The organism is Bacteroides sp. HMSC067B03, from assembly GCF_001811315.1.
GTDB classification, from domain to species: Bacteria; Bacteroidota; Bacteroidia; order Bacteroidales; family Bacteroidaceae; genus Bacteroides; species Bacteroides faecis.
In genome coordinates, this window is record NZ_KV804335.1 from 23,298 (window position 1) to 47,705 (window position 24,408).

The window sequence follows — 24,408 nt, forward strand, 5'->3', positions numbered from 1 at the left end:
TTGTAATATTAGAGTATAATACTATGGTAAAAGATATTTTTGTTGACAGCACCTTTACTGATGGTGTCATTCATTATTCTATTAAATAAAGAAGTATGAGTGGATTTTTAGGTAATATCGATATAAGTACAGCAATGACAATTGCTGCTGCTATTGTTATCATTTCATGTGTGTGGGGCAGTGTTATAGTGACCAGAAAATTTTATAAGGAACGTAGATTTGTCAGACTGATGTTGTGTTATGGCTGTTACTTGATACTTATTATAATGGTGACATACCAATGGTGTAGAGTGGTATTTAAATAATAAATAAAACTATGAGAACACTTCTTTTTTTGCTTCTATGTATAAGTACGAGTTTTGCGATAGCTCAGATTTCCCCAAAAGCTGTTGAGAAGAATAAGGAAGCTGAAATAGATTCACTGGAATCGGAAATGATGAATTTCTTTCAAGCGACGTTGGAAAGGAATTATGGTCGAAAAGATGCTCTTGACTTATTAGTAAAGGGTCTGGAACGATATCACTTCAACTATTTATTGGATGTAGACAAAGGGCAACTGGAACGGATTAATGAAAAACTATATGCGGGTGGTTTACTCTATTCCTATTTTGTTGATGGAGCTATTCTACATGATTCTTGCACGCTGTTTGTTCCAACTGGAGTTTCTCGGTCAGAATATTGTCAGTCTGATGTCTATAAACAGGCGTCTGAGAGTTTAAAGGAGCATGGTGGTTCTCTAAATCTTGTTACTGATTCGCTAAAATATGCATATATGAAGACTCAAGTTGAGTATATAATATTGCCGTTTAAGAAACGGTTGGATGGCTTTACATATTTGCAAAGGGAATTGGAACTGGCTATTCACCCTGCCTTGAAAGCGTATCTCAAAGCTGAAGATGTAACAGGAGGAGTTTCTTCGGTTATGCTATTTGAGGAAATTGCCAAAGATACGAATCATTTCTGCAGTGATTTTAAGACGGATCGTGATGTAAGGATGTTCCTGACGCTTTATTTCTGGAAATATTTATGCTATTTTGCGAATATTGATTTTTATACTGGTCGGGATAAAACTGAAGGAATTTTGAAGGAAGAGTCGAATTAATTGGGAAATATGATTATAAACCACAATAGCAAATAATAGATATTGTAAATTCGATAGTTAAAATGGGATGAAATAATCCCGAGAATACAGATATCAGAAGAAAATATCTTATGCTTACCGAGTACTATATAGTTTTAAAACAGTAACTATTTATATTATGAAATTGAGATTTGTACATTTGTTATTATTGCAGTCCATAATGCTTCTTCCTTCCTGTTCTAGCCAGAGTAAGAAAAGTATGGATACATCGACAGAACCTGTTGATGCACAGGTGAATGTGGCGGATAGTAGTGTCGATGAACAACAAGCTATCAGCATGATTAAAGACTTTTATGAGGCCTATGCTGTCAGTTGCCTGTCCATAGGTAAAGAAGCCGTTGCTCTAGGAGACTCAGTTAAGGAAAAGTATCTGACCAAGGAGCTGATTGAAAAAGTGGATAGTTTGGTAAAGGCAACAGATGCTGATCCGATTATTCGTGCGCAAGACTTGGGGGAAGATGATATAAAAACATTGGTGGTGAAGCATTTGAATGACAATTGGTATCAGGTTGGCTATACTTCAGCTAAAGGCAGCCAGTTTGAACGTGCTGTCAGTATTCCCGTTAGAGTAGTTAACATTGGTGGACAGTATCAGATTGATGATATAACCGCGGAAAATGAATAGCATAAAAGTAAGCGGTATAAAAAAAGACAAACAGCTCTTTTCTTAAAGTAAAAGATGCTGTTTGTCTAAATTCAACGAGGAAAAGAGTATCTGTTTTATTTCTGTTCTTTGATTTTTTCCATCAGTAGTTTCATATAGTAACCACCTACTACGGAACGTGCCTTAAAGTTCATCATCTTTCCGGTATTCGTATCATGCCAGTCGCTGATAGGCACACGGGAAGTTGTTTCGTTCGCATAATCATAGAACGGGTCAATGAACTTTTGGAAAGTAGCGTCATCCGGTGACATACAAGCACTCCATACAATCCAGTCGGTTTTGGTGTATTGCGCACGAGAGTCCAGTAGCAATCCATATTTATTCTGCTTGGTCAGATAGAAAGGAATTTCTGTGTCGAATATTTTCTGTGGGAAGATGTTCATGTTAAATACTTTGTCCCATACCAGATTATATTTCTGACTCCACGTTCCCGGCTTGTCGAATGCCAGTTTGTAATGGTCACCGTCGAATGCCATTTTCTCCCATTCTATCGCAAGTTTCTTAGCGGTTTCGATATATCTGTTCGCAGTTGTTTCTTTGCCCAGCATGCGTGCCATTTCTCCATATCCGGCAATTGCCATGATTGCTTTGGCAGAAAGGTTGGCGTTGTGTGCTAAGTGTCCGGCAAAGTCGTCTGTGCAAAGCTGGTTTTCCGGGTCCAGTCCATTTTCGATCAGGTAGTTTGCCCACGTAGATAATGTTTCCCAGTATTTGGAAGCATAGTTGGCATTACCTTCCATCATAGAAATCGCAGTGGTTACCAGAATCATGTTTCCGGCCTCTTCGATAGGCATATCTTCACCATAGAGCTGTCCGTTGGCAATAGGATAAGTTCCTAAGTCATGCGCAGGATAAGGTTTGTTCCAGCGTCCGCTTTCGCTATAGTAGAAGATAGAGTTGAGCATACCTTTCATCAGTTCCGTATTATAAATGAGATATAGCGGAGAAGATGGGTAAGTGAGGTCTACCGTATTGATGCAGCCATTGCTGTGGTTCTCTTTGGACAAGAATAACAGGTTGCCTTCTTTGTCGGTAAGGAGCTTATGAGCAGTAATAGAGTGGCGGTAGGTCAAAGCGAGCAGTTCGGCATATTTTCTGCCTCCGGCTTTTTCCGCGTCAGCCATTAATTGCCGGTCGAAAGCGCGGCAGCGTTCCATCAATGAAGGATAAGAAGCCTGTGCACGTTCGAAAGCGTCAAAGATGCTGACTTGTCCGTTGTGTTTCCAGTACGCCATACGACGTTCGTAGAAATATTCGATGGCATAGATGTCATCATAGCCTACCATTACATAGCCTGATTTGCCCTGGCTGTCAACCTTGCCCAGGTTTTCGGTATAAGCCATGGCAGGCATACTGCTTTCGCTGCGGGAGATCACATTCTGAGAGTTCGGAAGCAGTTTGCCGCTGCTGATAAATGATTGCTTCATGTCATAGTAGCTACCTATACTCAGGTCTTTGTTGGGCGCATTGTTGCTGGCCAGATAGGCATATCCCCAGTCGATACGCACGCCATCTCCTTTACGTTTCACGTAAGGCTGGTCGATGGTACCCGCTTTGAGATAATCCATGCCGTTTTTGCTGATCTTTTCGGAAATTGTTGGTTGTGACGGTTCGTGTACGGCGAGTTGCGGGGTCGTTTCGATATAAACTTGTACGTCGTGTTGTTTCTTATCGAGTGAACGTACGCGATAAGAAATGTAGTTGATGGGAGTTGAGATCAGATCGAGATCCTCCATCAGCAGGGGAGCGGTAAATACAAGGTCCAGTTCTACCGGTCCGCAGGTGAATGTATAGTAAGTCTGGGTAGGTAATACATCGACAGACTTTTGAATAGCGGGTTCTTTGAAATTACTGATTTGTTTATTCTCACGAAACAGTCCGAAATCAACATATGCTCCGCCTGTTGTGTTGTGACAGTGAGCGGCGATGACGTTGGTTCCTTTGCGGAGTTTGGCTTTGGCCGATGCCGACAATTCGACGGTGACATCGTTATTCCAGGAATAGTCGGTTGCCACCAGCTTTTCACCATTGAGGTAGAGTTCGAAAACATCGTCGTGGGAGTAACGGAGATAGATTTTATCGTTCGTTAAGTCCTGTTGCAGGTCGAAGCTGCGGCGTACCCAGATATCTTCGGTGTTCCACTCTGTGCTGATATACTTCATATCTTTGGTGCCGAAAGCGGCTTTCCCTTTTTTCCATCCGGCATCGTCGAATTGGGCTTGCATCCAGCTGGAAGCAGGCTGAGACAGGGTGTACTTAGCTTCCCAGCGTTCGTCATTCGTCATCGGAAGAATGACTTCCAGATTTTCCTTGTCTTTACCCATGAAACGATATACTTTCCCGTCTACTCGCAGAGCGCCCAGCAAAGGATGTGTGGCAGCTGTCCAGTGTTCGGTGTTTCCCTCGTTCAGTTCGTTGTAGGGAGACCAGATAGCGAGATAGGTATCGGAGGTGATCAGAGGTACCGACGGTGCGCGTAAAGCGATATCCTGACTTGTTTTAAACAGGTCAGTTGCCTGCACGTTGCATGCAAGGCAAACTGACATGATTGTAGAGAAGAGTTTATTCATTAATAAAAAACGTTTATTTATTTAGCGAGTTACAAATTTTCTGGTTGATGGCTTTGATTTTGGGCTCGTCTACTTTGATAACTTTCCGGTCATAAGTAACCAGACCGTTCACTTCTTCTTCCACATCGGTAATTTGTGTGTATACAGCAGCAGAGAATCCTTTCTCAATCAGTTCCAGTAAGTGGTCTGCATATTTGATGTATTCATTAGTCACTTCTTCCGGTGTATTGAACTTCACATAGCCCCAGTTCTTGTCTGCCAGCCACAGATGTCCTTTCAGTGCCATACCTATACCGCCATATTCGCCCAGTACGGTAGCACGTGTCGGATCATAAAGGTAGAGGTTCGGTCCGGGATAATTGTGCAGGTCGAGAATATCACCACAAGTATAGTGATTACCGCCACTGGCAGGATTTACCAGACGGCTGGGGTCATATTCTTTAGTCCATGCAGCGATTTCGGGTGTTTTGAATTGTCCCCATGCTTCGTTGAAAGGTACCCATACACCGATGCTGGGATAAGAATACAAGTAGTCGATAATTTCTTTCCACTCTTTGCGATAGTTGGCTTCTGATTTGGCAGAACGGATGGCGTCTGCGCCGTCATAATATTTGTGCATTTGCCATTCAGCGGGGCCACGGCCACCATTCGGCATGTCTTGCCATACGATCAGTCCGAGTTGGTCACAATATGTATACCAGCGTGCAGGTTCTACTTTCACATGTTTGCGCACCATATTGTAGCCGAAGTCTTTAATCTTTTTCAAGTCATATACCAGTGCTTCATCTGTCGGAGCTGTGTATAGACCGTCAGGCCACCATCCCTGGTCGAGCGGACCAAATTGGAAGTAGTCTTTGTTGTTCAGTTGCAGGCGCGTAATACCATTCTTGTCTTTGTGAGTTGAGAATTTACGGAGAGCAGTATAGCTCTTCACTTGGTCTATAGCTTTGCCGTCCTTATACAGGGTGACTTCCATATCATAGAGTGAAGGAGATTCGGGTGACCATAGTTTGACATCTTCCGGCATCGTTAATTCTACCGGTACACCATTGAGCGCTGCTCCTTTGGCTACCAGGTTTTTGCCGTCGAACACTTTCACTTCTACTTTGTCCGGAGAGCATACATTAGTAGCTACTTCCACTTTGACTGTTTTCTTGTCGATATCCGGAGTTGTTTTCAGATGGGCGATGTGCTGTGCAGCTACCGGTTCCAACCATACAGTCTGCCAGATACCTGTGACTGGTGTATACCAGATTCCTTCCGGTCTTTCTACCTGTTTTCCTCTCGGCTGTTCGCCACGGTCGGCGGGGTCCCATACTTTCACAACCAATTGGTTATTGCCTTTATTCAGTGCGGAAGTAATATCAAAGTAGAATGGAGTGAAACCTCCCGTATGTTCTCCTACTTTTACGTCGTTTACCCAAACGTCGGCTTTCCAGTCTACAGCTCCGAAGTGCAGTAATATTTGTTTGCCTTTCCAGGACGAGGGTACGTCAAATGTGCGTTGATACCATAATTCCTGGTGTTCGTTAATCCTTTTACCTACTCCGGATAAAGAAGATTCTACTGCGAAAGGAACCAATATTTCTCCTTGATAATTGCCTGGAGCAGCTTCTCCTTTTTTAGTAATCGCATAATTCCAGCTACCATTCAGGTTTTTCCATTCATGGCGTTCCATGATGGGGCGTGGATATTCCGGTAATACGTTTTTAGGATTCAACTGCTCACCCCACGGAGTCTTTATCTTATCACCGGCGGGCTTCCATTGAGCGAATGTCGGGCTGCAAAGAGCCAATGCGAATAGCACTGCTAGAAAATTCTTTTTCATGGTAATTCTTTTTATATGTATTAAATAGAAGAAATCAGTCTTATCGTAAGGGATATTGCAAAGAAAAGCCAATCAGAGGAAAATGAAGGAAATTTGCTGTTCAATAAATGATAAATGCTCGTCAATTTATTATGAAAAATAGCTTTTTCTGTAATAATGGTCAGTTTTTATCCTTAGTTGGATAATGTTTTTAAGTAAGGAAGAGCCTTCGGATGTTATTGGTGATTTGCAAAAGAGTGAAGAGATGCGGAACTTTGAATGAATCAGTTGTCGGGCTTTTCAGACTTGGACGGGTTTCTTTAGCGTTTTTTATTTCGATAGAGATATATGTGGGCATTTATGTATAAAATGGTTGTTTTTTATCCTTAATTGAATAGTTAGTGGCATCTATTGCCGAAGATAATTCCGACTTTTGGGGTGAGGACAGTTGTATGCTATAGTCACATTTCTTATTTGATAGTAGTTTCCAAAAGTTTCAAAGGCTTGAAACTTTTGGTTTCACGCCTTGAAACTATTAGTTTCATTACTTGAAACCATTAGTTTCACCGCATGAAACTAAAGTTCCACCCGCTTGAAACCATCGGCTTCGGTATAGAGCCTGGTGACTATATACGATGAAGGAGAAATGATAGCTACTGATTGTAGGCGGTGAAAGATGAAAGATAAAAATGTGTTTTTTGTCTATGGAGTTTATGGTTATCACCTTAAATGGTTCCATATAACTATCATCTCCAAGAACCTGATAAATGAACTGAAAAACAACTATAACAAACTTTATCAATGAGAATTCTTTTTTTATTAGTGATATTGTCGGTAGCTTCTGCTTTGCAATCGCAGGTAGTTGTAAAAGAGAATATGATTCAGAGTAAGTCTGCTTTTCCTTTGGTGACTTCCAATACGAAAGCAGCAGTGGTTTATGATGCCGATGACTATCTGGTGGTACAGAAGACAGCGGAACTTTTTGTTGCGGATGTCGAATCAGTGACCGGGAAACAGTTGCGGCTGACGGATACGGTGAAAGGCGACAAAGAGATTATTGTGGTGGGTACGATTGAGAAAAACCGACTGATCCGCCAGTTGGCAGAGAAGGGAAAATTAGATATCTCTCCTCTGGAAGGAGCATGGGAACGTTATTTGATTCAGACCGTTTCCCGCCCATTTCCCGGAGTCAGCAAGGCGCTGGTGATAGCGGGAAGTGACAGGCGCGGGGCAGCGTATGGGCTTTTCTCTCTTTCGGAGATGATGGGAGTATCGCCCTGGTACTGGTGGGCCGACGTTCCGGCGAAGAAGCATAAGACGCTTTATGTTGACGCCCCGGCCACCCTGTCCAAAACTCCTTCGGTGAAGTACAGAGGAATCTTTCTGAATGACGAAGACTGGGGACTGAAACCTTGGGCTGCCAAGACATTCGAAAAAGAAAGAGGAAATATCGGTCCGCGTACTTATGCCAAAATATGCGAACTGTTGCTGAGGCTGAAAGCGAATCATCTCGCACCGGCTATGCATCCTGTTTCTACCGCGTTCTATAAGATACCGGAAAATAAACTGGTAGCTGATACCTTTGCCATCGTTATGGGCTCCAGCCACTGTGAACCGTTATTGCTGAACACCGCCAGCGAATGGGATAGCAAGACGATGGGCCCTTGGGATTATAACAAGAACAAAGATAAAATCAACGAGGTCCTGAGCAACCGTGTGAAAGAGAACTGTGCTTATGAGAATGTATATACACTGGCTTTAAGAGGTTTGCACGATGCGGCTATGGGAGGCGGAGATGTACCGATGCGGGAAAAGGTGAAGATGCTGGAAAGTGCATTGAATGCTCAGAGAGACATTATTGCCCGGCATATTGACAAACCGGTAGAGACTATCCCGCAGGCGTTTACCCCTTATAAGGAAGTGCTGGAAATCTACTCGAACGGATTGGAACTGCCGGACGATGTTACGATTATCTGGGCAGACGATAATTTCGGATACATGAAACGGCTGAGTGGTCCGCATGAACAAAAGCGTTCCGGACGTGCAGGTGTTTACTATCATATATCCTATTTGGGTGTGCCTCATAGCTATCTGTGGTACAGTACTACTCCGCCGGCTTTGATGTACGAAGAACTCCGTAAGGCGTATGATACGACTGCCGACCGTGTTTGGCTGGCGAATTGCGGAGACTTGAAAGGAGCTGAAACGCAAATCTCCCTCTTTCTCGATATGGCTTATGATATCGATCAGTTTAATGCCGGCAACGTCGCTACTTATCCGGCACGTTGGCTGGCTAAGATGTTCGGTGAGCAGTACTACGACTTGTTTCAGGACATAACTTGTTCTCATATCAATCTGGCTTTCTCCAGAAAACCGGAGTACATGGGTTGGGGATACTGGAATAATTATTGGGGAGGCGGAGAGAAGCGCACGGATACCGAGTTCTCTTTTGCAAACTATAATGAAGCGGAAAGACGCCTGACCGAGTATAGCCGTATTGGAAAAAAGGCGGAGAATCTATTGGCTGCGTTGGATGAAGAGAGCCGGCCGGCTTTCTATCAATTGCTCTATTATCCGGTGAAGGGGGCCGAACTGATGAATCACATGACTATAAAAGGACAATTTTACCGCCAGTATGTCCGTCAGCAACGTGCTGCTGCCGACCGGCTTAAAGCACAGGTAAAATGTTATCATGATAGTCTGGAGATCATAACCGATGGATATAACTCTCTGCTGGATGGAAAGTGGAAGTACATGATGTCGTTAAAGCAAAACTATGATGGTACGAGTTCTTACTTCATGATTCCATTGATGGAAGAAGAATATACGCCTGTTGGTGCTCCCAGGCTGGCTGTTCAGGCAGAAAGCGAGAATCTGGATAAAGGCGGAATGAGTTTTCATGCACTGCCGGCGTTCAGCACTTATGCACGTAAGAGCTACTGGATAGACATATACAATCAGGGAACCGGAGAGCTAAACTGGAGTGTGGCCCCTTCGGATGACTGGATACTGATCTCTCAAAAGAGCGGGAAGACCTCTACCGAAAACCGTATCCATATTTCTGTCAACTGGGATAAAGTGCCGGTGGGAGAGAAGGTAAAAGGGCAGATTGACATAACCTCCGGTAATCAGAAAGAGAGTGTGCTGGTATCTGTATTCAATCCGGAGTCTCCTGCACGCGATGAACTGCAAGGATTGTATGTAGAGGAAAATGGCTATATCTCTATCCCGGCTGCCGACTTCCACCGGAAGTTTGAAAGTAATGATATCCAAATGAATATTCTGGCGGGGCTTGGCTTTGAAGGACGTTCTTTGCAGTTGGGAAATCCGACGGCACCTTTACAGATGTATCGTGCCGGTGATGTACCCAGAGTGGAATATGACTTCTATACGTTCAACGCCGGAATCTATGATGTGTATACGTATGTCCTGCCGACATTCCCCTTGCATGCCGAACGGGACTATAAATTGCCGGAACATACGAACTCGGATACGAAGTATAGTGTCCGTATAGATGACGGATCTATTTCTACTCCTTCTACTTCGGCTATCGAGTATTCTCAAATCTGGTATGATAGCGTATTGAAGAATTGCAGGGTAAATAAGTCTACTCTGTATGTGAAGAAGCCCGGCAGGCACACTTTGCAGATACGCTGTGGTGACCCGGGCGTCGTTATTCAAAAGATCGTCATTGACTTGGGAGGGCTGAAGCGTTCCTATCTCGGTCCTCAGAGTACAATCTGTAATTAGTCTTGTTTCTGATTCATAGGGGAGCCGGATGGTTTGGCCATCGGCTCCTCTTTCTTTTGAGGAGTTCCCAATACAGGCATTCCGTTCTGATCCCAGTCTATCTTCTGTAAGCGGGGAGAGCGGGAGTCGGATGCGCCCGGAGCATCATTCGGTATTTGGCGGGCATGATAGAGCATGTACCATTCTTTTCCGTCCGGTGAAGGCGTGAAGGATATCCCACCGGGGCCGTATACATCGTTTTCAGGTTCTTGCTGTAATACCGGAACCGGAGATTTCTTCCAGGATGCAGAATCAAGTAAGTTGGCTTTTGCATCTGCTGTCAGCAGTCCTACACAGTAGTAAGGAGTCCAACTGCCACTGGCGGAGTAGAAGATGTATAACTTGTCTTTATTCTTCGATTCAAAATATTGAGGTGCCTCGTTTACATGTATCGGATAAGCTGTTTTACTGCCATCCGGATTCACCCATTGGCATTCCCATTCGTATTCCGGTTTGGAGATTAGTACTCTGTCGGAGGATAGTGTCCATGGATTCTCCATGGTGGCAATGTAGATGCATTGTGTTTCGCTGTCAATTCGGCGCTTTTGCCATCCGCACCATATCATATAGCGTTGTCCGTCGTGTTCAAAAGTGCTGGCATGAATCGCCCAGTTGTTGCCTTTGTCCGTCTGTATGCGTCCTTTCATCACGAAGGCTCCTTCCATAGGATTGGCAGCCTCATTCTCGACAACGTAGATCTGGTGATTGTCCATATTGCCGTCGTCAGCGGCGAAATAGATGTACCATTTATTGTCTATCCGATGGATTTCGGGTGCCCAGAGATGATAAGAGTTGCTGGGATCATTGGGTATCCATACCTCTTTCTGAGTAGCATGTGAGAGGTCGGTTATGTCATTGGTTTCCCAAAGTATAATCTTGTTTTCTGAGCCTTGTGTATAATAATATTTCCCTTCATGATAAATGGCCCATGGTTCAGCTCCGTATTCAAGCAGCGGATTCGTGTAGGTGTTTTCGGTGGGTACGGTTTCTTTGTCTGTTGCAGCCTTCTTATGCCGGCAAGATGCACAGATCAATAGGATTACGGATAATAAAAACAGTTTGCTTCTCATGGTACTTTTTCATTGATAACGATAATGCAAAGTAAGCACAAAATATTGATAATTCATGCAAATTAAGGCAGATTGGTCAGATTTTGTTGTTAAATGAGCTATAATTTCTAAAACCTTTCCCTGTTTTTTCTCATCTTTGCGAAGTGAACTTTTAAATAGATAATATATGAAACTTAGACATCTCTTTCTTTTCTGTGTAATTTGCTGTTCTGTATCTATATTTGCCCAAAACAAAAGTAAGCTTCCTAAAACGAGTGGTAATCCTATCTTCGAAGGTTGGTACGCCGATCCGGAGGGAATTGTATTTGGAGACGAATACTGGATTTATCCTACTTATTCTGCTCCTTATGATGACCAGATATTCATGGATGCTTTTTCATCAAAAGATCTGGTGAACTGGACCAAACATCCGAGAGTCCTCTCAAAAGAAAATATCAGCTGGCTCAGACGTGCCTTGTGGGCTCCCGCAGTTATCCATGCGAATGATAAATATTATTTCTTTTTCGGTGCCAATGATATCCAGAATAATAATGAATTAGGCGGAATAGGTGTTGCTGTAGCCGACAATCCCGCAGGACCTTTTAAGGATGCACTGGGAAAACCGCTGATTGATAAAATTGTGAATGGTGCCCAACCGATCGACCAGTTTGTGTTCAAGGATGATGATGGCCAATATTATATGTATTATGGTGGCTGGGGCCATTGTAATATGGTGAAGATGGCTCCGGATTTGTTGAGTATCGTGCCTTTTGAGGATGGTACCATCTATAAGGAAGTGACTCCGGAAAACTACGTAGAAGGTCCGTTTATGTTGAAGCGCAAGGGAAAATATTATTTTATGTGGTCGGAAGGTGGCTGGGGAGGTCCGGACTACCGTGTGGCTTATGCCATTGCGGATTCTCCTTTCGGACCGTTTAAAAGAATCGGTACAATCTTGCAACAGGATGCCAACGTGGCGACAGCTGCCGGTCATCATTCGGTAGTCAAAGGTGCGGGAGAGGATGAATGGTATATAATTTATCACCGTCGTCCATTGGGAGAAACCGCAGCGAATAGTCGTGCGACTTGCATCGATCGTATGTATTTTGACAAGGAAGGCAAGATTGAGCCCATCAGAATGACTTTTGAAGGAGTAGGAGCCAGTCCGTTGTCATGGGATGATTCTGAAAACAAGTCCAAACGGGGTACATACAGCAATCCGGTGATTAATTACAGTTTGCCGGACCCTAGCATTATTGAAGGAGAAGATGGATATTTCTATTTGTATGCGACTGAAAATATAAAAAACTTGCCAATACACCGTTCTAAAGACTTGGTTCATTGGAATTTTGTAGGTACTGCCTTTACAGATAAAACCCGTCCTGCTTTCGAACCTAAAGGAGGACTCTGGGCGCCGGACATTAATAAGATTGGAGATAAATATGTCATGTATTACTCTATGTCTACATGGGGAGGCGAATGGACGTGTGGTATAGGTATTGCCACTGCCGATAAACCGGAAGGTCCGTTTACCGATCTGGGTAAATTATTCCGGAGTAATGAAATCAAGATCCAGAACTGTATCGACCCTTTTTATATCGAAGACAATGGAAAGAAATACCTTTTCTGGGGTAGCTTTCATGGAATCTATGGTACGGAACTGACAGAAGATGGTCTCTCTTTGAAGAAAGACGCGCCGATTGTGCAGATTGCCGGTGATGCCTATGAAGGTACTTATATTCATAAACGGGACGGTTATTATTATTTGTTTGCCTCTATCGGTCGTTGCTGTGAAGGCTTGAAGAGTACATATACCACCGTAGTGGGACGTTCGAAGAATCTGTTCGGACCCTATGTGGATAAGAAAGGTCTCTCCATGTCAGATAATCATCATGAGATCTTGATTCAGAAAAACAAGGAATTCGTCGGTCCCGGTCATAATTCGGAACTGGTGACAGATAAAAAAGGGAACGATTGGATGTTCTATCATGCGGTAAGTGTTGCTAATCCGGAAGGACGTGTATTGATGATGGACCGGGTTCAATGGAAAGGTGGCTGGCCGTTTGTCAAAGGCACTTCTCCTTCGTTGAAAGCTGCCGCTCCGAAATTCTGAAAATGATTAAATAAGTATACGCTGAAGAATAGTGGATTCCCCTTAGTCAGGAAACTGATTAAGGGGAATTTTGTATCTGTGTTTATGATGGCATGGATTCAAAGGCTGTTTTGGTCTGTATTTGTTCTTTATTGAATAGAGATTTTTGTTCTTTTCCGTCTATTTCTGCAATCTTTGTAACTGGAAAAATACTAAAACTTATCAACTATCATGAAAAGCAAAATTCTTTTGGCGGTAACTTTACTGCTGGCGATATCAACTACTACTGTATGGGCGGCTGATAGCTCAGAAAAAACGAACCAGAAGACAGGAGCCTATACCAATGAAGATGTGTGGGCGGCATACGAAGGATTTAACAACACACTACTTGATCCTGATAAATATATCTATAAAACGACTTCGGCCTATGAACATGCGGTAGACCGTGGGCACGGCGCAGCTGCTATCTGGTGCCAGCCTATTTACTGGGATATGTCAATGAACGCTTACAAACTGGCCAAGGCCCAAAAAGACAAAAAGAAAAGAGCCTATTACAAAGAACTCTGCGAGAAGATATTCGCAGGAAATAAAGCTCAGTATTGTCAGTTCGATTTCGATAATAATAATGAAAACACCGGATGGTTTATCTACGATGATATCATGTGGTGGACCATTTCTCTGGCACGTGCATACGAGCTGTTTGGTGTAGACGAATATCTGAAACTGTCGGAAGAGAGCTTCAGCCGTGTATGGTACGGTTCTAAGAAGGTAGGCGATACCGGATCATACGACGAAGAAAACGGAGGAATGTTCTGGCAATGGCAACCGATTCATAATCCCAAACCGAACAGACCGGGTGATGGAAAGATGGCTTGCATCAATTTCCCTACAGTGGTAGCAGCCCTTACACTTTACAATAATGTTCCGAAGAAAAGAAAAGAACCGACTGAGGAGTCACCTAAGTATCAGACAAGAGAGCAATATTTGGCTAAAGGAAAGGAGATTTATGAATGGGGAGTAGAGAATCTGTTGGATAAGAAAACAGGACGAATAGCTGACAGCCGTCATGGCAACAGTACTCCTGCGTGGAAAGCGCATGTATATAATCAAGCCACCTTTATCGGCTCTTCCGTATTGCTCTATAAGGCAACCGGGGAAAAACGTTATCTGGATAACGCTATTCTGGCAGCGGATTATACGGTCAATGAAATGTCTGCCAAACATGGCTTGCTGCCTTTTGAAAGTGGAATTGAACAAGGTATCTATACAGCGATTTTTGCGGAATACATAGCTATGCTGGTATACGACTGCGGACAAACGCAATATATCCCGTTCCTGAAACGTAATATCGAAGCCGGCTGGGCAAACAGAGATAAGACACGGGATGTATGTGGCGGAGAATATGAGAAAGTATTGCCGGCAGGTGCTGAGATAGACAGCTATTCAGCTTCCGGCATACCGGCATTGATGCTCTTGTTCCCTGCAGATAAATAATCCGGCAGGAAGCGGTAACCGGCCAGATATGGAAATGAAAATACACCAGAATATCATGAACAATAAACATCTGCTGATTGCTCTTGGCTTGCTTTTAGCCTGCAATCATGCTACTTATGCACAAAAAGGAAAAAGCAAAGAAGCTAAGACCACGTTTCAGACCGCTGAACCCTGGAAACCCGAAACAGACGTACGCGCCGATGCCACTATGGTATATGGCACGCTGGATAAGCCCGGAGTGACTTTTGAACAACGCATTCAGTCATGGAGAGATAAAGGGTATCTGACGGAGTTTATGACCGGAGTTGCCTGGGGCGACTATAAGGACTATTTTCTGGGAAAGTGGGACGGAGTAGACGGGCATCTGAAAGAAGGACAGCGCGACCGCAATGGAAATGAGATCGCTCACGGCCATCTGATTCCCTATATCGTACCCACCGAGAGTTTTATCCGCTATATGCAGGAAACACAAATCAAACGAGTCATTGATGCCGGAATCACCTCCATCTATCTGGAGGAACCGGAGTTCTGGATGCGTGGCGGATACAGCGAAGCTTTCCAATCCGAATGGCAGAAATATTATAATTTCCCCTGGAGACCTCAGCACGAATCTCCTGAGAATACCTATCTTTCCAACAAACTGAAATATCATCTGTATTATAATGCGCTGGACAAGATTTTCACCTATGCAAAAGAGTACGGAAAGTCGAAAGGACTGGATATCAAGTGTTATGTGCCGACTCATTCTTTGATTAACTATACGTCCTGGCAGATTGTAAGTCCGGAAGCCAGCCTGGCTTCATTGGATTGCGTAGATGGCTATATCGCACAGGTGTGGACCGGAACTGCCCGTGAACCGAATTACTATAACGGCGTACAGAAAGAACGTGTATTCGAGAATGCATTTTTGGAATATGGATGTATGAAGTCGATGACTGCGCCGCTGAACCGGAAAATGTATTTCCTGACTGACCCCATTGAAGACCGTGCAAAAGACTGGCTGGACTATAAAATTAATTATCAGGCAACCTTCGCTGCACAGTTAATGTATCCCATGGTAGATACTTATGAAGTAATGCCTTGGCCGGACCGTATTTATCAGGGACTGTACCGGATAGCGGGAACGGATCAGAAAGAGCGTATTCCCCGATCTTACTCTACCCAGATGCAGACAATGGTGAATACACTGAATGATATCCGTACTTCTGATAAAAAGATCACAGGTACGCATGGCATCGGTGTACTGATGGCAAACTCACTGATGTTCCAGCGCTTCCCGAACCATAACGGATATGACGACCCGCAGTTTTCCAGCTTCTACGGACAAACTTTGCCTCTGTTGAAACGCGGTATTCCGGTAGAATTGGTACACATGGAAAATACTCCTTTTAAAGAAACCTTCAAAGGGCTTCACATACTTGTCATGTCTTATTCAAATATGAAACCGATGGAGCCGGAATATCACAACTATCTGGCTGATTGGGTGAAGAAAGGCGGAGTACTTATCTATTGCGGAGAAGATGTCGACCCTTATCAAACAGTATTGGAATGGTGGAATACAGAAGGGAATGAATATAAAGCCCCTTCGGAACACCTGTTCGAGCAGATGAATCTGTCCCGTAATCCGGGTGAAGGGACTTACCATTATGGTAAAGGAACAGTGATCGTTATGCGTGAAGACCCGAAACATTTTGTGTTGAAAGCCGGAAACGATCAGAAGTATTTTGAAGCGATCGCATCCGCTTACCGGAAAAAGCTTGGTAAAGCAATTGAGACTAAAAATAACTTCATTGTAGAACGTGGACCGTATACCATTGCTGCCGTCATGGACGAAAGCGTTTCTGAAGAGCCTCTGACTTTATCCGGATTATATATCGACCTGTTCGATAAAGACCTGCCTGTACTGACATCCAAACAGATTCAGCCGGGCGAACAAGGGTATCTTTATGATCTGAACAAGGTGTCCGGCAAAGTAAAGGCCAAAGTGCTTTGCGGAGCCTCTCGTATCTATGATGAGAAAGTGGGAAAACGGAGCTACTCTTTTGTAGCCAAAAGTCCGATAAACACGACTAACGTATCAAGAGTACTCTTGCCTTGTAAACCGGAGAAAGTACAGGTAAACGGGAAAGAGGAACAGCCGGAGTGGGATGAATCCTCAAAAACTCTTCTGTTGAGTTTCGAGAATGATCCGGCTGGTGTGAATGTGTCAATAGTATGGTAAATAGATAAAATAAAACAGGTAATTAAATTATGAAACAACAACTGATGACGCTGTTGCTGGGAGCAGCCTCTGTATTATGTAGCTGTGAGACCCAGATGGAACAGCATGTGAAGAGCGAGTTGCGTGCTCCGGCTTATCCACTGGTGAGCATAGACCCGTATACCAGTGCCTGGTCTTTCACGGATAACTTATATGATGGTTCGGTAAAGCATTGGAGCGGTAAAGATTTCCCTTTGATAGGGGTGGCTAAAGTCGACGGACAGACTTACCGCTTTATGGGAACAGAAGAACTGGAACTGAGACCTTTGGTCAAAACCTCCGAACAAGGTGACTGGACAGGAAAATATACAACTCAGAAACCTGCCGACGGATGGCAGAATATCGGCTTCAATGATGCTGCCTGGAAAGAAGGTCAGGGTGCCTTCGGAACAATGGAGAATGAACATGTAGCCAAAACACAGTGGGGAGAAGAATTTATCTGGGTACGCCGCACGGCTGATATTCAGGAAGACCTGACTGGTAAGAACATATATCTGGAATATTCTCATGATGATGATGTGATTATTTACATCAATGGCATCAAGGTGGTAGATACAGGAAACGCTTGTAAGAAACATGTACAGGTGAAACTGTCAGAAGAAGTGGTTGCTTCTTTGAAACAGGGAGAAAATCTGATTGCCGCTTATTGCCACAATCGCGGAGCGAACGGATTGCTGGATTTTGGTTTGTTGATTGAACTTGACAACAACCGTTATTTCGAGCAGACCGCCCAGCAGACTTCTGTAGATGTACAACCCATGCAGACTTATTATAACTTCACTTGTGGCCCGGTAGATCTGAATCTGAAATTTACAGCTCCTCTGTTTATGGATAATCTGGACTTGATGTCACGTCCTGTCAACTATATCTCGTATGAAGTTACTGCTAATGATGGACAGGCGCATCAGGTCGAACTCTACTTCGAAGTTGCTCCTCAATGGGCGCTCGACCTGCCTCATCAGGAATCCGTAGCCGACAGCTTTACCGATGGTGACCTGTTGTTCCTGCGTACCGGAAGTCGCAATCAGGATATTCTGAAGAAGAAAGGTGACGATGTCCGTATCGACTGGGGACATTTCTATCTTGCTGCTGAAAAAGAAAACAGTACCTATGCTATCGGTGATGGAAAGAAACTTCGCAAGAGCTTTATGGAGAACAAGCTGGAAGCTCCAGCTACCAACGGTTATGACAAACTTGCTTTGGTACGCTCGCTGGGTGAAACGAAAAAATCGAATGGACACCTGTTGATTGGTTATGACGATATCTACTCTATCCAATACTTTGGTGAAAACCTCCGTCCTTACTGGAATCGTACGGGTAGCGAGACAATCGTGTCACAATTCCAGAAAGCAGAACAGGAATACAAAACTCAAATGAAGAATTGTGCTGCTTTTGATAACAAACTGATGGCAGAGGCAGAAGCTGCCGGCGGACGTAAGTATGCCGAACTTTGTGCGCTGGCCTATCGTCAGGCATTGGCTGCTCATAAGCTGGTACAGGCTCCGAACGGCGACCTGGTATTCCTTTCTAAAGAAAACTTCAGTAACGGTTCTATCGGTACAGTCGACCTGACCTACCCGGGAGCTCCGCTGCTCTTGCTCTATAACCCGGAACTGGTAAAAGCTACCATGAACCATATCTTCTACTACAGCGAAAGCGGAAAATGGGACAAACCGTTTGCTGCTCATGATATAGGTACTTATCCGTTGGCAAACGGCCAGACTTACGGCGGCGATATGCCAATCGAAGAATCGGGTAATATGGTTGTATTGGCTGGAGTGATTGCTGCTGTAGAAGGAAATGCCGACTACGCGCAGAAACATTGGGAAACGCTGACTACCTGGACAGATTACCTGGTAGAATACGGTCTCGATCCGGAAAACCAACTTTGTACCGATGACTTTGCCGGACACTTTGCTCACAATGCCAACCTTTCTATCAAGGCTATCATGGGTATTGCTTCTTATGGCTATCTGGCAGATATGTTAGGCAAGAAAGAAGTAGCCGAGAAATACACTCGGAAAGCGAAGGAAATGGCTGCCGAATGGGTGAAAATGGCAGATGACGGTGACCATTACCGTCTGACATTTGACAAGCCGGGAACTTGGAGCCAGAAGTATAACCTGGTGTGGGACAAGCTGATGAATTTGCAGATTTTCCCGGAAAAAGTTGCTGAGACAGAAATTGCTTATTATCTTACGAAGCAAAATAAATATGGCCTTCCGTTGGATAACCGTGAGACTTATACCAAGACCGACTGGATTATGTGGACTGCTACTATGGCACCGGATAAAGCTACTTTCGAGAAGTTTATCGAACCGGTATATCTGTTTATGAACGAGACAACGACCCGCGTTCCGATGTCCGACTGGATATTTACGGATAATCCGATTCAGAGAGGTTTCCAGGCGCGTTCCGTAGTTGGCGGCTATTTTATAAAGATGCTTGAAAATAAACTAACTAAATAAAACAAGAACACCATGAAAAAACTCGCTCTATTAGCTTTTACTTTATTGAGTGCGTGGAATATGGATGCTAAAACGATTACCGGACCGGTGGACTATGTCAGTCCACTGGTAGGTACTCAGTCTAAGCACGCCTTATCTACGGGAAACACTTATCCCGCTATCGCCCTTCCCTGGGGGATGAACTTCTGGGTTCCTCAAACCGGTAAGATGGGAGACGGATGGACCTATACGTACGATGCTGATAAAATCAGAGGATTTAAACAGACACACCAGCCCAGCCCCTGGATTAATGACTATGGTCAGTTTGCCATCATGCCGATAACCGGCAAGGTGGTCTTTGATCAGGATCAGCGTGCCAGCTGGTTCTCTCATAAGGCTGAGACGGCTACTCCGTATTACTATAAAGTATACCTTGCCGATCATGATGTTGTCACTGAGATAGCTCCTACAGAGAGAGCTGCCGCTTTCCGTTTTACATTTCCCGATAATGATTCTTATGTCGTTGTAGATGCTTTTGATAACGGTTCGTTTGTAAAAGTCATTCCTTCGGAAAATAAGATAATCGGCTACACAACGAAGAATAGCGGCGGAGTTCCGGAAAACTTTAAGAACTATTTTGTTCTGCAATTCGACAAGCCGTTTACTTATACGGCAGCCGTTGCCAATGGCAATATCGATACAAATAAGCTGGAAGCAAAAGACAAGCATGCCGGTGCAGTGATTGGTTTCAAAACCAACAAAGGCGAACAGGTGAATGTACGTGTAGCTTCTTCTTTCATCAGCCCCGAACAAGCGGAACTGAATCTGAAAGAACTGGGCAGCGGTAATGTAGACCAGATTGCAGCCCAAGGACGTAAAGTGTGGAATGATGTTTTGGGACGCATCGAAGTGGAAGATGACGATATCGACCATTTGCGTACTTTCTACTCCTGCCTGTATCGTTCGGTACTTTTCCCCAGAAGCTTCTACGAAATAGATGCGAAAGGTGATATCGTTCATTACAGCCCTTATAATGGCGAAGTACTTCCCGGTTATATGTTTACCGACACCGGTTTCTGGGATACTTTCCGTTGCCTTTTCCCTTTCCTGAACCTGATGTATCCGTCTATGAACACGAAGATGCAGGAAGGACTGGTCAATACCTACAAGGAAAGCGGCTTCCTGCCTGAGTGGGCAAGTCCGGGACACAGAGGCTGTATGGTGGGTAATAATTCGGCTTCCGTAGTTGCCGATGCTTATCTGAAAGGTCTGAAAGGATATGATATCGAAACGTTGTGGGAAGCTGTGAAGCACGGAGCTAACGCAGTACATCCGCAAGTGTCTTCTACCGGACGTCTCGGATATGACTATTACAATAAACTGGGCTATGTTCCTTATAACGTAGGTATCAATGAGAATGCAGCCCGTACGCTGGAGTACGCTTACAATGACTGGTGTATCTATCAGCTGGGTAAAGCTTTGAACAAGCCTAAAAAGGAAATAGAGATCTTCGCCAAGCGTGCCATGAACTATAAGAATCTGTATGATCCCGAACATAAACTGATGCGTGGCAAGAATGAAGATGGTAAGTTCCAGTCTCCGTTCAATCCGTTGAAGTGGGGCGATGCTTTCACAGAAGGAAACAGCTGGCATTACACTTGGTCTGTCTTCCACGATCCTCAGGGACTGATTGATCTGATGGGCGGAAAAGACGGCTTCAACCAGATGATGGATTCTGTATTTATCCTGCCTCCTGTCTTTGACGACAGCTATTATGGCGGTGTGATTCATGAAATCCGTGAAATGCAGATTATGAATATGGGTAACTATGCACATGGCAACCAGCCTATCCAGCACATGTTGTATATGTACAACTACTCCGGCCAGCCGTGGAAAGCACAGCACTGGATTCGTGAGGTGATGGATAAACTGTATACTCCTGCTCCTGACGGTTACTGTGGTGATGAAGACAACGGTCAGACTTCTGCCTGGTATGTGTTCTCTTCCATGGGCTTCTATCCGGTATGTCCGGGTACGGATGAGTATATCCTCGGTACTCCTTACTTCAAGCAGATGAAGCTGCATCTGGAGAATGGAAAGACAATAACCATTTCAGCTCCTGAAAACGGAGACGACAAACGTTATATATCTTCCATGACTCTGAACGGTAAAGAACATACGAAGAACTACCTGACTCATGAGGAACTGATGAATGGCGCTTCCATCACTTTCAAGATGGCTGCCCAACCGAATGAACAGCGTGGTACAAAAGAGGCTGATCTCCCTTATTCTTTCTCCAACGAATTTAAAAAGAAAAAGTAATTTATGAAGAAGCAAGTAAAATATATCAGTGCAGGTATGCTGGCAGGCATGCTCCTTTGCGGTGGCCAGATGCAGGCTGCAAATACGATGTCCGAAATGTATGTATGTGTGACGGATGCTATTCAGAAAGACAACCGTCCGGAAGTTTCCAAGCGTCTTTTCCGTTCGAATGCGGTAGAGAAAGAAATCCTCCGCGTGCAGAAACTTCTGAAAAACGAGAAACTGGCGTGGATGTTCACCAACTGTTTCCCCAATACCATTGATACTACGGTACATTTCCGCAAAGGCGAAGACGGAAAACCGGATACATTTGTTTACACCGGAGATATCCATGCGATGTGGCTTCGTGACTCGGGCGCACAGGTATGGCCGTATGTTCAGCTGGCAAACTCTGATCCGGAACTGAAAGAGATGCTGGCAGGGGTGATCCTTCGTCAGTTCAAATGTATCAATATCGACCCTTATGCCAATGCGTTTAATGATGGTGCCGTTGAAGACAATCACTGGATGAGCGACCTGACTGATATGAAACCGGAACTGCACGAACGTAAATGGGAAATCGATTCACTTTGCTACCCGTTGCGTCTGGCTTATCACTATTGGAAAACAACCGGAGATGCCAGCATCTTCTCAGAAGAATGGATTCAGGCTATCACTAATGTACTGAAAACATTTAAGGAACAACAACGCAAAGACGGAGTGGGTCCGTATAAGTTCCAGCGTAAGACAGAACGCGCGTTGGATACCTTGAATAATGACGGACTTGGAGCACCGGTAAAACCTGTCGGACTGATCGTGTCCTGCTTCCGTCCTTCGGATGATGCAACGACTCTTCAATATCTGGTACCTTCCAATTTCTTTGCCGTATCTTCATTGCGCAAAGCTGCTGAAATCCTTGAAAAGGTGAATAAGAAGACTACTTTGGCTAAGGAATGTAAAGACCTGGCACAGGAAGTAGAGACAGCATTGAAGAAATATGCGGTATACAATCACCCTAAATACGGTAAGATTTATGCATTCGAGGTAGACGGTTTCGGCAATCACTTCCTGATGGACGATGCCAATGTGCCGAGTCTGCTTGCGATGCCTTATCTGGGCGATGTGAATGTGAATGATCCTATTTATCAGAATACCCGTAAGTTCGTGTGGAGCGAGGACAATCCTTACTTCTTCAAGGGCAAGGCAGGCGAAGGTATTGGCGGACCGCATATCGGTTATAATATGGTATGGCCGATGAGTATCATGATGAAAGCTTTCACCAGCAAGGATGATGCGGAAATCAAAACTTGTATCAAAATGCTGATGGATACGGATGCAGGAACAGGCTTTATGCACGAATCTTTCCACAAAGACGATCCGAAGAATTTCACCCGTGCGTGGTTTGCCTGGCAGAATACGCTTTTCGGCGAACTGATTCTTAAATTGGTCAATGAAGGTAAAGTAGATTTGCTGAATAGTATAAAGTAGAAAACAAGGTAGGTACAGATTACACGGATTACGCGGATTTTTATCTGGTATAGAGTCTTAAACCGTGTTATCCGTGTAATCCGTGCCTGAAAAAAGTAATAATATGAAAAAGTTATGTGTATGGGCAGTTGCCGCCCTGTTAATGGCAGCTTGTACACCGAAAGCCGAGAAAGCAACGGATTCCGGTTTATTGCAAAGTAACTTCCAGATGGAAGTAAATGGAAAGAAAACTGATTTGTATACCTTGCGCAACAAGAACAACATGGAAGTTTGCATTACGAACTTCGGTGGCCGTATTGTTTCTGTGATGGTACCCGACAAAGACGGACAGATGCGTGATGTAGTGCTCGGCTTCGATTCTATTCAGGATTATGTCAGCAAGCCTTCGGACTTTGGAGCAAGCATCGGTCGTTATGCCAACCGTATCAATCAAGGTAAATTCACATTGGACGGTACAGAGTATCAGTTGCCTCAGAATAATTACGGTCATTGTCTGCATGGCGGTCCGCAAGGATTCCAATACCGGGTGTTTGATGCAGTACAGCCCAATCCGCAAGAACTGGAATTGACTTATGTGGCAGAAGATGGTGAAGAAGGTTTCCCGGGCAATATCACTTGTAAGGTGCTGATGAAACTGACGGACGATAACGCTATCGACATCCGCTACGAAGCGGAAACCGACAAGCCGACTATTGTGAACATGACCAACCACTCTTATTTCAACCTTGATGGAGATGCAGCCCGCAATGAGGCACATCTGCTGACAATTGATGCAGACTACTATACTCCGGTAGACAGCACCTTCATGACTACCGGCGAAATAGCTCCGGTTGAAGGAACTCCGATGGACTTCCGTACTCCGACTCCGGTAGGTGCACGCATCAATGACTACGATTTCGTACAGTTGAAGAATGGTAATGGTTACGACCATAACTGGGTATTGAATACCAAGGGCGACGTTACCCGTAAATGTGCTACTCTCGAATCACCGCTGACAGGTATCGTGCTCGATGTATATACCAACGAGCCTGGTATCCAGGTATATGCAGGAAACTTCCTCGATGGTTCACTGACCGGAAAGAAAGGTATTACTTACAACCAGCGTGCTTCCGTATGTCTCGAAACTCAGAAATATCCGGATACTCCGAACAAGCCGGAATGGCCTTCGGCAGTACTTCGTCCGGGCGAGAAATATATGAGCCAGTGTATCTTTAAGTTCTCTGTAAACAAGAATTAAAAGATCATTTCTTTATTATTTCAAAGTGAATCGCCGGTGAAGATTGCTTCTCCTGCGGTTCACTTGAGT

13 protein-coding genes and 1 pseudogene are annotated in these 24,408 nt (G+C 44.3%); 11 read left to right on the forward strand and 3 right to left on the reverse strand.

The annotated features are described in order from the left end of the window. The first annotated feature begins 316 nt into the window (after positions 1-316). A complete protein-coding gene (locus HMPREF2794_RS29470) occupies positions 317-1,102 on the forward strand; it encodes a hypothetical protein (protein ID WP_010536223.1) in 786 nt (261 codons plus the stop codon). Between the two features lie 238 nt (positions 1,103-1,340). Beyond that, entirely contained in the window at positions 1,341-1,766 is a 426-nt protein-coding gene (locus tag HMPREF2794_RS08455) for a DUF3828 domain-containing protein (protein WP_010536224.1), read from the forward strand. A 95-nt stretch (positions 1,767-1,861) separates the two neighbouring features. Here HMPREF2794_RS08455 and HMPREF2794_RS08460 read toward each other — a convergent pair whose 3' ends face one another. Together HMPREF2794_RS08460 and HMPREF2794_RS08465 are read right to left on the reverse strand one after the other, a co-directional pair. Next, a complete protein-coding gene (locus HMPREF2794_RS08460; protein WP_070751325.1) occupies positions 1,862-4,375 on the reverse strand; it encodes a glutaminase domain-containing protein in 2,514 nt (837 codons plus the stop codon). 13 nt (positions 4,376-4,388) lie between these two features. After that, positions 4,389-6,203, reverse strand: a complete 1,815-nt coding sequence (locus HMPREF2794_RS08465) for a glycoside hydrolase family 2 protein (RefSeq protein ID WP_010536226.1) — start codon at positions 6,201-6,203, stop codon at positions 4,389-4,391. 780 nt (positions 6,204-6,983) lie between these two features. On the opposite strand from HMPREF2794_RS08465, the gene HMPREF2794_RS08470 reads away from it, so the two are divergent. Then, a complete protein-coding gene (locus tag HMPREF2794_RS08470) occupies positions 6,984-9,932 on the forward strand; it encodes a glycosyl hydrolase 115 family protein (protein WP_055269366.1) in 2,949 nt (982 codons plus the stop codon). Here HMPREF2794_RS08470 and HMPREF2794_RS08475 read toward each other — a convergent pair. Then, positions 9,929-11,041 carry a glycoside hydrolase family 43 protein gene (locus HMPREF2794_RS08475; protein WP_022301398.1) on the reverse strand — a complete coding sequence of 371 codons (1,113 nt, stop codon included), beginning with the start codon at positions 11,039-11,041 and terminating at the stop codon, positions 9,929-9,931. The two genes, HMPREF2794_RS08470 and HMPREF2794_RS08475, sit on opposite strands and share 4 nt — an antisense overlap. 166 nt (positions 11,042-11,207) lie before the next feature. Between HMPREF2794_RS08475 and HMPREF2794_RS29475 the strand changes: the two are divergent. From HMPREF2794_RS29475 to HMPREF2794_RS08510, 8 genes and pseudogenes are all read left to right on the forward strand, one after another. Then, positions 11,208-12,191, forward strand: a pseudogene (locus HMPREF2794_RS29475) (glycoside hydrolase family 43 protein); the annotation flags it as partial. Further along, positions 12,189-13,133, forward strand: coding sequence for a family 43 glycosylhydrolase (locus tag HMPREF2794_RS29480; RefSeq protein ID WP_371490209.1), 945 nt, complete (start codon positions 12,189-12,191; stop codon positions 13,131-13,133). The pseudogene HMPREF2794_RS29475 and the gene HMPREF2794_RS29480, both read left to right, overlap by 3 nt. Positions 13,134-13,343: 210 nt before the next feature. After that, entirely contained in the window at positions 13,344-14,606 is a 1,263-nt protein-coding gene (locus tag HMPREF2794_RS08485; protein WP_070751327.1) for a glycoside hydrolase family 76 protein, read from the forward strand. 55 nt (positions 14,607-14,661) lie between these two features. Beyond that, positions 14,662-16,827 (forward strand): hypothetical protein, encoded by a 2,166-nt coding sequence (locus tag HMPREF2794_RS08490; RefSeq protein WP_029425222.1) that lies wholly within the window; start codon positions 14,662-14,664, stop codon positions 16,825-16,827. 29 nt (positions 16,828-16,856) lie between these two features. Continuing rightward, a complete protein-coding gene (locus HMPREF2794_RS08495; RefSeq protein ID WP_055269368.1) occupies positions 16,857-19,334 on the forward strand; it encodes a glutaminase domain-containing protein in 2,478 nt (825 codons plus the stop codon). A gap of 12 nt (positions 19,335-19,346) precedes the next feature. Beyond that, positions 19,347-21,635, forward strand: coding sequence for a GH92 family glycosyl hydrolase (locus HMPREF2794_RS08500; protein WP_070751328.1), 2,289 nt, complete (start codon positions 19,347-19,349; stop codon positions 21,633-21,635). 3 nt (positions 21,636-21,638) lie between these two features. Continuing rightward, on the forward strand, positions 21,639-23,102 hold the full coding sequence (locus HMPREF2794_RS08505; RefSeq protein WP_010536234.1) for a glycoside hydrolase family 125 protein: 1,464 nt from the start codon (positions 21,639-21,641) through the stop codon (positions 23,100-23,102). A 103-nt stretch (positions 23,103-23,205) separates the two neighbouring features. Continuing rightward, a complete protein-coding gene (locus HMPREF2794_RS08510) occupies positions 23,206-24,339 on the forward strand; it encodes an aldose epimerase family protein (protein WP_010536235.1) in 1,134 nt (377 codons plus the stop codon). Positions 24,340-24,408 lie beyond the last annotated feature (69 nt).

Excerpts from the sequence above, each read along its gene's own strand:
- HMPREF2794_RS08470 (WP_055269366.1), top strand. The coding sequence starts at position 6,984 with ATGAGAATTCTTTTTTTATTAGTGATATTGTCGGTAGCTTCTGCTTTG.
- HMPREF2794_RS08505 (WP_010536234.1), top strand. The coding sequence starts at position 21,639 with ATGAAGAAGCAAGTAAAATATATCAGTGCAGGTATGCTGGCAGGCATG.
- HMPREF2794_RS08490 (WP_029425222.1), top strand. The coding sequence starts at position 14,662 with ATGAACAATAAACATCTGCTGATTGCTCTTGGCTTGCTTTTAGCCTGC.
- HMPREF2794_RS08465 (WP_010536226.1), bottom strand. The coding sequence starts at position 6,203 with ATGAAAAAGAATTTTCTAGCAGTGCTATTCGCATTGGCTCTTTGCAGC.
- HMPREF2794_RS08455 (WP_010536224.1), top strand. The coding sequence starts at position 1,341 with ATGGATACATCGACAGAACCTGTTGATGCACAGGTGAATGTGGCGGAT.
- HMPREF2794_RS29470 (WP_010536223.1), top strand. The coding sequence starts at position 317 with ATGAGAACACTTCTTTTTTTGCTTCTATGTATAAGTACGAGTTTTGCG.
- HMPREF2794_RS08500 (WP_070751328.1), top strand. The coding sequence starts at position 19,347 with ATGAAAAAACTCGCTCTATTAGCTTTTACTTTATTGAGTGCGTGGAAT.
- HMPREF2794_RS08510 (WP_010536235.1), top strand. The coding sequence starts at position 23,206 with ATGAAAAAGTTATGTGTATGGGCAGTTGCCGCCCTGTTAATGGCAGCT.
- HMPREF2794_RS08460 (WP_070751325.1), bottom strand. The coding sequence starts at position 4,375 with ATGAATAAACTCTTCTCTACAATCATGTCAGTTTGCCTTGCATGCAAC.
- HMPREF2794_RS08485 (WP_070751327.1), top strand. The coding sequence starts at position 13,344 with ATGAAAAGCAAAATTCTTTTGGCGGTAACTTTACTGCTGGCGATATCA.
- HMPREF2794_RS08495 (WP_055269368.1), top strand. The coding sequence starts at position 16,857 with ATGAAACAACAACTGATGACGCTGTTGCTGGGAGCAGCCTCTGTATTA.
- HMPREF2794_RS08475 (WP_022301398.1), bottom strand. The coding sequence starts at position 11,041 with ATGAGAAGCAAACTGTTTTTATTATCCGTAATCCTATTGATCTGTGCA.